The 13042-nt window shown below is 60.4% G+C and carries 7 protein-coding genes and 4 pseudogenes; 4 read left to right on the top strand and 7 right to left on the bottom strand.

Features of this window, described 5'->3' with window-relative positions; genetic code table 11:
- Nucleotides 1-49: 49 nt before the first annotated feature.
- Nucleotides 50-817 (bottom strand): sulfite exporter TauE/SafE family protein, encoded by a 768-nt coding sequence (locus JWR98_RS16280; RefSeq protein ID WP_078734562.1) that lies wholly within the window; start codon nucleotides 815-817, stop codon nucleotides 50-52.
- Between the two features lie 99 nt (nucleotides 818-916).
- Between JWR98_RS16280 and JWR98_RS16275 the strand changes: the two genes are divergently transcribed.
- The 4 genes and pseudogenes from JWR98_RS16275 to leuA all read left to right on the top strand — a co-directional run bounded on the left by JWR98_RS16275 (nucleotide 917) and on the right by leuA (nucleotide 6022).
- Nucleotides 917-1807 (top strand): LysR family transcriptional regulator, encoded by an 891-nt coding sequence (locus JWR98_RS16275; protein ID WP_078734563.1) that lies wholly within the window; start codon nucleotides 917-919, stop codon nucleotides 1805-1807.
- Nucleotides 1808-1817: 10 nt separating this feature from the next.
- A pseudogene (gene xseA / locus JWR98_RS16270) lies at nucleotides 1818-3196 on the top strand (exodeoxyribonuclease VII large subunit).
- 3 nt (nucleotides 3197-3199) lie between these two features.
- A pseudogene (locus tag JWR98_RS16265) lies at nucleotides 3200-4020 on the top strand (peptidoglycan DD-metalloendopeptidase family protein).
- 323 nt (nucleotides 4021-4343) lie between these two features.
- Nucleotides 4344-6022 (top strand): annotated as a pseudogene (leuA, locus tag JWR98_RS16260) (2-isopropylmalate synthase).
- A gap of 134 nt (nucleotides 6023-6156) precedes the next feature.
- On the opposite strand, the gene JWR98_RS16255 reads toward leuA, so the two are convergent.
- The 6 genes and pseudogenes from JWR98_RS16255 to hisS all read right to left on the bottom strand — a co-directional run bounded on the left by JWR98_RS16255 (nucleotide 6157) and on the right by hisS (nucleotide 13039).
- Nucleotides 6157-6987, bottom strand: coding sequence for an amidohydrolase (locus JWR98_RS16255; RefSeq protein ID WP_078734567.1), 831 nt, complete (start codon nucleotides 6985-6987; stop codon nucleotides 6157-6159).
- Nucleotides 6975-8123, bottom strand: coding sequence for a pyridoxal phosphate-dependent aminotransferase (locus JWR98_RS16250; RefSeq protein WP_205490542.1), 1149 nt, complete (start codon nucleotides 8121-8123; stop codon nucleotides 6975-6977). Before JWR98_RS16250 ends, JWR98_RS16255 begins: the two co-directional genes overlap by 13 nt.
- A 196-nt stretch (nucleotides 8124-8319) precedes the next feature.
- Nucleotides 8320-9789: a ribosome biogenesis GTPase Der gene (gene der / locus JWR98_RS16245; RefSeq protein ID WP_003175948.1), complete on the bottom strand. Its 1470-nt coding sequence runs from the start codon at nucleotides 9787-9789 to the stop codon at nucleotides 8320-8322.
- Between the two features lie 134 nt (nucleotides 9790-9923).
- Nucleotides 9924-11075, bottom strand: coding sequence for an outer membrane protein assembly factor BamB (gene bamB / locus JWR98_RS16240; protein WP_078734569.1), 1152 nt, complete (start codon nucleotides 11073-11075; stop codon nucleotides 9924-9926).
- Nucleotides 11068-11709, bottom strand: a complete 642-nt coding sequence (locus tag JWR98_RS16235; protein ID WP_078734570.1) for a YfgM family protein — start codon at nucleotides 11707-11709, stop codon at nucleotides 11068-11070. The genes bamB and JWR98_RS16235 overlap by 8 nt, the downstream gene beginning before the upstream one ends.
- Nucleotides 11710-11750: 41 nt before the next feature.
- Nucleotides 11751-13039 (bottom strand): annotated as a pseudogene (gene hisS / locus JWR98_RS16230) (histidine--tRNA ligase).
- Nucleotides 13040-13042 lie beyond the last annotated feature (3 nt).

Here is a 13042-nt window from a genome sequence, read left to right as displayed (position 1 = left end):
CCCCGATGGCGCCCTAGAGGCTGGCAGCTTAATCCCTGCCTCACACAGGTCAAGTGCTCAAGTACCGCCCGATCAACGCAATGCCACTGGCCAACACCAACCACGTCACCAAGCGCACAAATGCTTCACGGGACAGGCGCATCGTCAACCTGCGCCCACACCACAAGCCCAGGGCCATCGCCGGCAGCAGGCACAGCGCCAGCATCAACAGTGGCAAATCAGCATACACCCCGGCAATCAGGAACAAACTCAGACGCACCACCGTGCTGCAACTGATCAGCGCACTTTGCGTGGCCCGCGCCGCGTCCTTGGGCAGACGACTGTTCAGGTAGATCGCATATAAAAAGCCACCACTGCCGAACAGCGCCCCAAACAGCCCGCCGACGGTGCCCATGGGGATTGACCAGCCTTTGGCGAGCTGCGAAGGACGGGCTTTTACTGCCAGGCTGTAAACCGCGTAGGCACTGATAAACAGGCCCATCAATAACAGCAACAGGTCCGAATGCAGGTTGAGCAAAAACACCACACCCAGCGTGCAGCCGATGGCCATGCACGGCAGCAGTCGCAGCAGTTCCGGTTTGTTCACATCCCGTCGTGTTTGCAGCAGGCCGCCAAAGGCTGCGACAAAATCCAGCAACACCAGCAACGGAATGATCTTCGACAATGGCATGAACAGAATCAGCACAGGCCCGGCTACCAACGCCGTACCGAAGCCGGCGATGCCGAACACGATGTACGCCACCACCACACCCACGCCGATCACCAGCCAATCCACAACGCCAAATGACCACTGGCTCATCAGTTCAATCGGGCTCATGAACGTTTCCTTGTAAAAGACAGCGTTCACTTTAGCCATCGACGAGAGATGCGACTAATATCTTCAAAGCCCTACACCTATCTCAAAAAGGCATGACGCGTGATTTCCACTCGCCAACTGCGCTACTTCGTTGAAATCGCCGACAGTGGCAGCTTCAGCGCCGCCGCGGAACGTTTGTTCGTGGCGCAATCGGCCTTGAGCCGGCAGATCAAGGAACTGGAAGCCCGGTTGCAAACCCCGCTGTTCGAGCGCACGGCGCGCCAACCGAGGCTGACAGCCGCCGGCGAAGCCTTTTATCCGCGCGCGCGCAACCTGCTGAGTGAATTGCTCAAGGCCAGTGAAATGGCCACCCAAGTCGGTCATGGCCAGCTCGGTACGCTGCGCTTGAGCCATTCGAGCACCGTGCCGATGAGTGGCCGCTTGCTGCAAGGTATCAGCACGTGGCTGGAGTGCTGCCCAGGGGTGTCGGTGGATATTGCCAAACTGTCTTCCGAAGACCAGTTGGAGGAAATCGCCGAGGGACGCCTGGACGTCGGGCTATTGCGCTTGCCGGTGTTGTGCCAGCGCGAAGGGGTAAGCGTGCGGCCTTTATATAGCGAACCCATGTTGCTGGCGGTGCCGTCGAATCATCCGCTGTCACGCCGTGATACGCCCGTCGAGCTGGAGCAGCTTAAGGATGAGGCGTTTATCTCGATCCCTCATCCACAGCGTGGCGGCCTGAGTTATCTGTCGGCCGAACTGTGCATGCGCGCGGGATTTTTCCCCAAGGCGGCGCGCGTCATGTCGCGCAAGACCACGCAGCTGCAATTGATCCAGGCCGGCTTCGGTATAGCTTTGTTACCAAAATCCATGCAGGACATCGCGCCTGCCAACGTGCGCTTTTTACCCCTGGCCAACCCGGACTGCCTGAGCAGCGTGGCGTTGGCCTGCCAACAGGCGCCGCAACCGCTGGTGGCGCAATTCTGCCAAACCTTGCACGAATGCCTATAAACTGCCGCCCATGATTAAAGACCCTTTTGCCCGCCTGGGCCTGGACCGCGAAGTCCTGACTGTCAGCCAGCTCAACGGCCGCGCGCGGGTGTTGCTGGAAGACGTGTTCACCAATATCTGGGTCGAAGGCGAGATCTCCAACCTCGCCCGCCCGGCCTCCGGCCATGTGTATTTCACCCTCAAGGACAGCGGTGCGCAGGTGCGCTGCGCGCTGTTTCGCAATAACGCCGCGCGGGTGCGCCAGGCGCTGAAGGACGGCCTGGCGGTGAAGGTGCGCGGCAAGGTCTCGTTGTTCGAAGGCCGGGGTGATTACCAACTGATCCTCGATACCGTGGAGCCGGCCGGTGACGGCGCGCTGCGCCTGGCCTTCGATGCGCTGAAGGAAAAGCTCAGCGCCGAAGGCCTGTTCAGCGCCGAACGCAAGGTGCCGCTACCGGCGCACCCTCGGCGCATTGGCATTATCAGTTCGCCGACGGCGCGGTGATCCGCGACATCATCAGCGTGTTCCGCCGCCGCGCGCCGAACATTGAACTGACCCTGATCCCGACCGCCGTGCAAGGCCGCGAAGCGATCCCACAGATCGTGCGAGCGTTGAAACTCGCCGATGCCCGAGGTTTTGACGCGCTGATCCTGGCCCGTGGCGGTGGCTCGCTGGAAGACCTCTGGTGTTTCAACGAAGAAGCCGTGGCGCGGGCGGTGGATGCATGCGTGACACCCATCGTCAGTGCCGTCGGCCATGAAACCGATGTGTCCATCAGCGACTTTGTCGCGGACGTGCGCGCCCCTACTCCCTCCGCCGCTGCTGAACTGCTGGCACCGGACGCCAGTCATCTGGTGCGCCAAGTTGAAAACCTGCAGCGCCGCCTGGTGATGCTGATGCGCAACCGACTGAGCCACAGTCGTCTGCGCCTGGAAGGCATGGCCCGGCGCCTGCGCCACCCCGGCGAGCGTCTGCGCCAGCAGGCCCAGCGCCTGGATGACCTGGACATGCGCTTGCGCCGCGCCTTCGAGCGCAGCCTCAATACCCGTCGCGAACGCCTGATCCGCCTGGAAACGCGCCTAGCCGGCCAACATCCGGGGCGTCAACTCGCGCTGCTGCGCCAACGCCTGGACAGCCTTGCCGAACGCCTGCCCCGCGCCATGCGTGAAGGTCTCAAGGCACGGCGCCTGCAATTGCAGAGCCAGGTGCAGACGTTGCAGGTGGTGAGCCCGCTGGCAACCTTGGGGCGTGGCTACAGCATCCTGCTGGATGAACGTGGCCAGGCCATTCGCAACGCCGCGCAAACCCACACCGGCCAGCGTCTGACAGCGCGCCTCGGTGAAGGCCAATTGCAGGTGCGGGTGGAAGACAACCACCTCACACCCGTCACCCTTTCGTTACTGGATTGATCGATGCCTCGTTTCTTAAGCTTGTGGATGCTGCTGTGCCTGGCCTTTAACGCTCACGCCGACAGCTACGTCAGTCGCACCTTGAATAAACCGGTGCCAGGCGGTGTGGCGGTGGTCGAACTCGGCCCTTCGGCCACGGCGCCCAAAGCCTCCTACCAAGGCAAACCGGTGCTGGTGGTCAAGGAGCAGGACAACTGGCTGGCCATTGTCGGCATTCCGTTGAGCGTCAAGCCCGGTAATGAACGCATCAGCAGCGGTGGCCATACATTGCCGTTTATCGTCGGCTACAAGAAATACCCCGAGCAGCGCATCACCTTGAAAAACAAAAGCCAGGTCAACCCCGAGCCCGCGCAACTCAAGCGCATCGAGGCCGAGCTGGCGGTTCAGATCAAGGCCTACCGCAGCTTCAGCCCCAACCTGCCGAGCAATCTGGTGCTGGACAAACCGGTGAACGGGCCACTGTCGAGCAAGTTCGGCGTACGTCGCTTCTTCAACGGCGAGGAACGCAATCCGCACTCAGGCCTGGATTTTGCCGTACCGGCCGGTACGCCGATCAAGACCCCGGCGAACGGCAAGGTCATTCTGGTCGGCAACTACTTCTTCAACGGCAACACCGTGTTTGTCGACCATGGCCAGGGCTTTATCAGCATGTTCTGCCATATGTCGAAGATCGACGTGAAGGTGGGCCAGCAACTGGTGCGCGGCGCAGTCGTGGGCAAGGTCGGCGCGACAGGCCGCGCCACCGGGCCGCATATGCACTGGAATGTCAGCCTGAACGATGCACGGGTCGACCGGCGATTTTCATCGGCGCCTTCCAGCCTTGAATGACGCGATTGCGCGCCTGATAACGGGCGCGCAATTTAATCTAGCCTGAGCACTATTCCCAACCATAAAATCCCGTTTCATACGCAGATAAAAGAACTTCTCTCAATTTTTAGCGACTGCTTGCCATCTTTCACCCCTGAGGTTAGGGTTGGACTTATGAAAACCTCTCACACCCTCATTCAGCTCCGCCAGCACCGCAGCCTGTGCCTCGTCAGCGCACGACTGCCAGGCTGAATCGATCTGCCTCGTCTTCAAGCTTTATCCCCAAAACAGTTCTACGGCAGGCCGCCTTTTCTCGGCCCCTACAACAAAGGATTTCCCGATGAGCATGCTCAAAGACCCGTCTTCGAAGTACCGCGCGTTCCCGACCATCGATATCCCGGACCGCACCTGGCCATCCAAAACCATCACCACCGCGCCGATCTGGTGCAGTTCCGACCTGCGTGATGGCAACCAGTCGCTGATCGAACCGATGGACGCGGCGAAAAAGCTGCGTTTCTGGAAGACCCTGGTTGCCGTCGGGGTCAAGGAAATCGAAGCCTCGTTCCCCGCTGCGTCGCAAACCGACTTCGACTTCGTGCGGACCCTGATCGAAGACAACCACATCCCCGAGGACACCACCATCCAGGTGCTGACCCAGGGCCGTGAAGACTTGATCGCGCGTACGTTCGAATCCCTGCGCGGCGCCAAAAAAGCCATCGTGCACTTGTACAACGCCACGTCGCCGTCGTTCCGCCGGATTGTGTTCAACCAGGACAAGGATGGCATCAAGGCCATCGCGGTCAACGCCGCCAAGCTGTTCGTCAAATACGCCGCCCAGCAGCCGCAAACCCAGTGGACCTTCGAATACTCCCCGGAAACCTTCAGCGCCACTGAGCTGGAATTCGCCAAGGAAGTCTGTGATGCAGTGATCGAGGTGTGGAACCCGACGCCTGAGCACAAGATGATCCTCAACCTGCCGGCCACTGTCGAATGCGCCACGCCGAATATCTATGCCGACCAGATCGAGTGGTTTGGTCGCCATATCAACCGTCGTGACAGCGTGATCATCAGCTTGCACACCCACAACGACCGTGGCACCGGCGTCGCCGCCACCGAGCTGGGCCTGATGGCCGGCGCCGACCGTGTAGAAGGCTGCCTGTTCGGCAATGGCGAGCGCACCGGCAACGTCGATCTGGTGACCGTAGCACTGAACATGTACACCCAGGGCCTCGACCCGCAGCTGGATTTCTCCGACATCGATGGCGTGCGCAAAGTCGTTGAAGAGTGCAACCAGATCCAGGTGCACCCGCGTCACCCGTACGTGGGCGACCTGGTGCACACCGCGTTCTCCGGCTCCCACCAGGACGCTATCCGCAAAGGTTTCAGCCAGCAGAAAGACGATGCCCTGTGGGAAGTGCCGTACTTGCCGATCGACCCGGCCGACATCGGTCGCAGCTACGAGGCGGTGATTCGTGTGAACAGCCAATCGGGTAAAGGCGGTATCGCCTACCTGCTGGAGCAGGAATACGACATCAGCTTGCCGCGTCGCATGCAGATTGAGTTCAGCCAGGTGGTACAGGCCGAGACCGACCGCGTGGGCCTGGAGATGACCGCGCCGCAGATCTACGCGTTGCTGCAACGTGAGTACCTGCAAGCCAACACCCCGTACGCGCTGGTCAGCCATCGCCTGCAGGAAGAGAACGGCAACAGCTTTGTCGAGGTGGAAGTCTCAGGCAAGGGCCAGGGTGAGACCAACCTGCACTGGAAAGGCAAAGGCAACGGCGCGCTGGAAGCGCTGGTGGCTGGTTTGCCGATTGGCGTGGAGATCATGGACTACAACGAACACGCCATTGGCGCTGGCACTAACGCCAAGGCGCAGCTTATATCGAGCTGCGGGTGAACGGCGAACGTCCGGTACACGGCGTGGGCATTGATGAAAACATCACCACCGCCAGCTTCAAGGCGCTGTTCAGCGCGCTGAACCGTTCGTTGAGCCAGCAGGAAGCCAAAGCGGCGTAAGCTTTATCGCCGCAATGCAAAAGGCCCCTGGATGCGAATCCAGGGGCCTTTTTATTGAGTTTCAGATTTGGGTTGCCTGACAGGGCCTCATCGGGGGCAAGCCCCCTCCCACAATTTTTGAATGTACTCACAAATCAAAGTGTGGGAGGGGGCTTGCCCCCGATAGCGGTCTGTCGGACAAACTGAAAGCTATCGGCATCCAGGTTCGCCGGGAATCTGCTGCGATAGGCAGACAACTCGGCCGCATCCAGAATCACCTGGAACACCCCGTCCGCCTCTCCCGCGCTCAGCAAGGTTTCGCCCTGGAAATCCAGCACCTGGCTGTCGCCTGTATAGGCAAAGCCTTTGCCATCCGTGCCCACCCGATTCACCGCCGCCACATAACACAGGTTTTCAATCGCCCGCGCCGGCAACAAGCGGTTCCAATGCTGACGCCGCGCGCCCGGCCAGTTGGCGGTATACAACAGCAGGTCCGTATCCTGGGCATCGCGGCTCCACACCGGAAAACGCAGGTCGTAGCAAATCAGCGGCCGAACACGCCAGCCCTTCAACTCAAACTGCACCTGGCGCTCGCCGGGGGTGTAGTGATTATGTTCACCGGCCATACGAAACAGATGACGCTTGTCGTAATGCAGCACCTCGCCATCCGGCCGCGCCCACAGCAGTCGATTGCGATGGCTACCATCGGCGGCCTGGATAATCACACTGCCGGTAACCACCGCGTTGTACTTCGCCGCCTGAGCTTGCAGCCAATGATGGGTCGGGCCGCTCTCGGGCTCGGCCAGGGTGGCCGATTCCATGGAAAACCCGCTGGTGAACATCTCCGGCAGCACGATCAGGTCGGCGCCCCTGGCCTGCTCCAGCAATGCGGCGAAGTGTTCAAGGTTAGCCTGGCGGTCATGCCATGCCAGCGTGGTCTGGACCAGGGCGATTGTCAGGTTGGGCAATGCATTCAGATCACGCATAGTTTTTCAGCCGCTTGTCTCAGCGTCTCCTCGCGTTTGGCAAAGCACAGGCGCACCAGGCGCAAGCCTTGGGGTGGTTGCTGGTAGAAGACCGACACCGGAATGGTCGCCACGCCGTGCTCGCGGGTCATCCACAGTGACATGGCGACGTCGTCCAGATCGGGGCGGATCTGTGCGTAATCCACCAGTTGGAAGTAAGTACCGGCGACCCGAGTGAAACTCAAACGCGACGGCGCCAGCAGGTCACAGAACAGGTCGCGCTTGGCCTGGTAGAACGCCGGCAGTTCGTCGACGTGTTCCGGGTGTTCGGCCATGAAGTCGGCCAGCGCGAACTGCAACGGCGTCACACCACAGAAATTGACGTACTGGTGCACCTTGCGCAGCTCAACGGTGAGCGCTGGCGGCGCAACGACATAGCCGGTTTTCCAGCCGGTCACGTGATAGGTCTTGCCAAAGGAGCTGACGACGAATGCGCGTTGATACAGTTCTTCGTGAGCCAGCACGCTGACATGGGACACGCCATCGAAAACCAGGTGCTCGTAGACCTCGTCGCTGACCAGGTAGATATCACGGTCGCGTATCAGGTCGGCCAGTTGGTCCAGCTCGGCACGGCTGATCAGCGCGCCCGTGGGATTGTGCGGGGTGTTGAGGATGATCATGCGCGTGCGCGGCGACAGCGCGGCGTTGATCTTGTCGAAGTCCAGCGCAAAGCCCTGCAGGCTCAGTTGCACATGCACGCAACGACCGCCGGCCAGTTCCACCGAAGGCTCGTAACTGTCGTAGCAGGGGTCGAATACGATGACTTCATCGCCACTGCGAATCACCGCCTGGATTGCACAGAAGATCGCAGCGGTGGCGCCGGGTGTGATGGTCACTTCACTGTCGGCATTGATCGTGGCGCCGTAACTGCGCGCGATCTTCGCCGCCACTTGCTGACGCAGCGCCGGCAGGCCGGTCATCGGCGAATACTGGTTATGCCCGCTGGCAACGTGTCTCCCCACGGCATCGAGCAAACCCTGGGGGCCGTTGAAGTCGGGAAATCCCTGTGACAAGTTGAGCGCGCCGGTTTCGGCGGCGAGTTGCGACATGGTAGTAAAAATAGTCGTGCCGACATTTGGCAGCTTGCTGGTGATCATGGGAGCCCCCTTCGGGTGAGCTGCAAGTTGTAAGCTGCAAGCAACAAGCGGGTCAAGGGGCAAACCGCCAGGCACGAAAAAGGGCTCATTCAGAGCCCTTTTTTGTACCTGGCGGTTTGAGCTGCACGTTACAAGCCTCAAGCCACAAGTGGTCCAGCTTTTACTTGCCGCTTGCAGCTTTTCACTAGCCGCTGCTTCACTTTTTATCGCGGCGCTTCTTGTCGGCCTTCTTGTGGTGAGTCATCAAACGACGCTTCTTGTTCACCTGACGGTCCGTCAGTGTGTTCTTGTTGCCTTCGTATGGGTTCTCACCACCCTTGAACTCGATACGGATCGGTGTACCGACCAGTTTCAAGACACGGCGGTAGGTGTTTTCCAGGTAACGCACGTAGGACTTGGGCACCTTCTCGATCTGGTTACCGTGGATCACGATAATCGGCGGGTTGGCACCGCCCAAGTGGGCGTAACGCAGCTTGATCCGGCGGTTGTTGACCATCGGCGGCGCGTGCTCGCCCACTGCGTCTTCCAGGATCTGGGTAAGGCGGTTGGTCGGCCAACGGGTTACCGCGGACTTGAACGAGTTCTGTACGGAGGCATAGAGGTTGCCCACGCCCGTACCGTGCAGGGCCGAGATAAAGTGGATATCGGCGAACTCGACGAAGAACAGGCGACGCTGCAGCTCAATCTTGACGAAATCGCGCTCGCTCGGCGTCATGCCGTCCCACTTGTTGATCGCGATCACCAACGCCCGACCGGCTTCCAGGGCAAAGCCCAGCAGGTTGAGGTCGTGGTCCACCACGCCTTCGCGGGCGTCCATCACGAAGATCACCACGTTGGCGTCTTTGATCGCTTGCAGGGTTTTGACCACGGAGAACTTTTCAACTTCCTCGTGGATCTTGCCGCGCTTGCGCACACCGGCAGTGTCGATCAGCGTGTACTTCTCGTCGTTACGCTCGAACGGGATGTAGATACTGTCACGCGTGGTGCCGGGCTGGTCGTAGACGATGACGCGGTCTTCACCGAGCATGCGGTTGACCAGGGTCGACTTGCCGACGTTCGGGCGACCGATGATGGCGATCTTGATACCGTCTTTTTCGCTCGGGCCAGGAATGCGCTTGGCTTCCTCACCTTCGGCAACGATCTCTTCCTCGCCCTCTTCTTCCTCGGCGTCATCCTTCGGAAAGTCGCGCAGGGCGACTTCCAGCATCTGGGTGATGCCGCGACCGTGGGCACCGGCGATCGGGATCGCGTCGCCCAGGCCCATCGGGCTGAATTCGGCGCGGGCCTGCTCAGGATCGATGTTGTCGATCTTGTTCGCGATCAAATAGGAACGCTTGTTGCGCTTGCGCAGGTGCTCGCCAATCATCTGGTCGGCAGCGGTGTAGCCCGCGCGGGCGTCCACCAGGAACAACACGACGTCGGCTTCTTCAATGGCCAGCAGCGACTGCTCGGCCATTTTTTCGTCCATGCCATGCTCGTCACCGGAGATACCTCCGGTGTCGACAATAATGTAGGAGCGCCCCTGCCACTTTGCCTCACCGTATTGGCGATCACGGGTCAGACCGGACAAGTCGCCGACAATGGCGTCGCGAGTCCTGGTCAGGCGGTTGAACAAGGTGGACTTGCCGACGTTAGGTCGGCCCACCAGGGCGATTACGGGAACCATGCGGCTCTCCACTTCGTTATTTCAGAAAATACAAAAGCCGCTGCAAGGCAGCGGCTGGTGCTCGGGGCAGCATCGTCAGATGCCGCATGCCCCGCCGAAGCAGGGCCGCCTGGGTGTTACCCCAAGCATGGTTCTTACTTGATGGTCAGGGCTTCCAGCTTGCCGCTGTTGCCATACACATAAAGCATGTTACCCACCACCAGCGGACGCGCACGCAGGCCGTCGCTGTCGATACGCTCACGACCGACAAAGCGACCGTCCACCTGGCTCAGCAGGTGCAGGTAGCCTTCGAAGTCGCCGACCGCTACGTAGCTGGAGAACACTTCCGGTGCCGACAGCTGACGGCGGGCCAGGGAGTCGTTGCTCCACAACGCAGTGGTGGAACGCTCGTCGACACTTTCAACAGTGCCGGACGCCAGGCTTACGTAGACGCTGCCAAACCCTTGGGCGACACCGGCGTAGCTGGAAGCATCACGCTGCCAGTTGACGCGGCCACTTTGCAGGTCCAGCGCCGCAACGCGGCCCTGATAGGTCGCCACGTAGAGGGTTTCACCCGACAGCAGCAAGCCGCCGTCGATGTCCACCACGCGGTCCAGCTCGGAACGACCTTGCGGGATGGCCACACGGGTTTCCCAAACCGGCACGCCGTTACGGGTGTCCAGGGCGACCACTTTACCGGTCGACAGGCCTGCAACGGCCAGATTGTTGGTCACAACCGGACCACTGGTACCGCGCAAGGTCAACACTGCCGGGGTGCTGTCGTACAACCAGCGCTGTTCGCCAGTGCTGGCGTCCAGGCCGATGACGCGGTCATCCTGGGTTTGCACCACGACGATATCGCCGTTGGTGGCAGGCGGCGCGAGGACTTCACTGGTCACGCGAGCGCGCCATTTCTCTTCACCGGTGCTGGAATCCAGCGCCACGACTTCGCCTTTGAGCGTGCCGAGCAGGACCATGCCATAACCCACGCCGACAGCGCCGGAGACGGGCAATTCGAGGTCTTTCTTCCACTTGACGTCGCCGTTCATGCGATCCATGGAGATCACCACGCCGGTCACGTCAGCGGCCACAATGTTGTCACCGTCGATTGCCGGTACCAACATGTTGTAGGTTTCGCCCTGACCGTCACCGATGGAGCGGCTCCACTGCTTTTGCAAGACCACTTCTTCCTTGAAGCTGGTCAGCTCGGCCGGAGGCAGTTCTTTTTTACTGTTGCTGCTGCAACCCGCGGCCAGAACGGCCAGAGCCAGCAATGCTGCATGTTTCCAACGGATCACGTCACGCATCCCCTTTGGCCAAGTCGTCCAGCTTGATTTGTAAGCCACCGACTGCCGCTTCATCAGACAGCGCCGCCTTGGCTTTCTTATACGCAGCATTGGCTTCGTCGGTACGACCCAATTGGACCAACAGGTCCCCCTTGAGCTCTTCACGAGTGGCTACAAATGCTTTGTCCGCATCGCCGTCGAGCAGTTTGAGTGCTTCGTCAGCCTTGCTCTGTGCCGCCAATACCTGGGCCAGGCGCTGACGTGCGATTTCACCCAGGGTCGGGTTGGTCGGTTTGTCGACGATGGCTTTAAGTTCGACGGACGCGTCATCCAGCTTGCCGGAGTCGACCGCGACTTTCGCGACAAACAGGCTGCCGTACTGGGCGTAGGTGCTACCGCCAAAATCTTTTTTCAGTTCGCCTGCCAGATACGCAACCTTGGCCGCGTCGGGCTTGCCGTCAGGCGTCAGGGTGCTTTCCAGCAATTGCTGATAGAGGATCGAGGCGCCCTGGGACTGGTTGGCCTGATACTTGTGCCAGGCTTGCCAGCCGAACACCACCACTAAAGCCAGCAGGCCGCCGGTAACCAGGGGCTTGCCATTACGCTGCCACCAGTCTTTGAAATCGGCCAACTGCTCATCATCAGTACTCGACACCCCAATACTCCTTAATCGCTAAATTCGGCTGTTCGACAGCTTCAACCCTGCACGACGCAGGTGGCCAAGTGCGCAGCAAGCGCATCGAAGGCAATGTTCTGTTGCTCGCCCTGGCCACGCAGGGGTTTGAAACCTATCACTTGCCGGGCCAACTCGTCATCGCCGAGGATCAGTGCGTACAACGCACCGCTCTTGTCGGCTTTCTTGAACTGGCTCTTGAAGCTGCCGGCGCCGGCGTTGATCTGCAGGCGCAGGTTGGGCAGTTGGTCACGCACTTTCTCGCTCAGGGCCAAGGCAGCCAGTTCAGCCGCCTCGCCAAATGCGCAGAGATACACGTCCACCTGACGGGCAATTTCTTCCGGGACCTGCTCCAGGGTTTCGAGCAGCAGGATAAGCCGCTCGATGCCCATGGCGAAACCTACGCCCGTGGTCGGCTTGCCGCCCATTTGTTCGACCAGGCCGTCGTAACGGCGCCGGCACACACGGTGCCCTGGGCGCCGAGTTTGTCGGTGACCCACTCGAATACTGTCTTGCTGTAGTAGTCGAGGCCGCGTACCAGTTTCGGGTTGATCACGTACGGAATACCGGCGGCATCCAGGCGAGCCTTGAGGCCTTCGAAATGCGTACGGGACTCGTCGTCCAGGTAGTCGGCCATTTTCGGCGCGTCGACCAGTGCGGCCTGGGTATCGGCGTTCTTGGTGTCCAATACGCGCAATGGGTTGGTCTTCAGACGGCGCTGGCTGTCTTCGTCCAACATGTCCAGGCGTGCGGACAGGAATTCCACCAGGGCTTCGCGATAGCGCGCACGGGACTCGCTGGTGCCCAGGCTGTTGAGCTCAAGCTTGACCGCATCGCGGATACCCAGCATGCCCCACAGGCGCCAGGTCAGTACGATCAGCTCGGCATCGATGTCCGGACCATCGAGGTTGAACACTTCCAGGCCGATCTGGTGGAACTGGCGATAACGACCTTTTTGCGGGCGCTCATGGCGGAACATCGGGCCGATGTACCACAGCTTTTGTGGTTGACCGCCACCGGTGAGGCCATGCTCAAGCACGGCGCGCACGCACGCAGCGGTCCCTTCAGGACGCAGGGTCAGGGAGTCGCCGTTGCGGTCTTCAAAGGTGTACATCTCTTTTTCGACGATGTCGGTCACTTCACCGATGGAGCGCTTGAACAGTTCGGTGAACTCAACGATCGGCATGCGGATCTGCTTGTAACCGTAGTTATCCAGCAGGCGCGCAACAGTGCCCTCAACGTAGCGCCACAGGGGCGTCTGTTCAGGCAGGATGTCGTTCATGCCACGAATGGCTTGCAGAGACTTGCTCACATC

The sequence above is a fragment of the Pseudomonas lactucae genome (assembly GCF_016937615.1).
Taxonomy (GTDB): domain Bacteria; phylum Pseudomonadota; class Gammaproteobacteria; order Pseudomonadales; family Pseudomonadaceae; genus Aquipseudomonas; species Aquipseudomonas lactucae.
The sequence above is the reverse complement of the archived record's forward strand: the minus strand, read 5'-3'. Positions and strand labels throughout refer to the sequence as shown.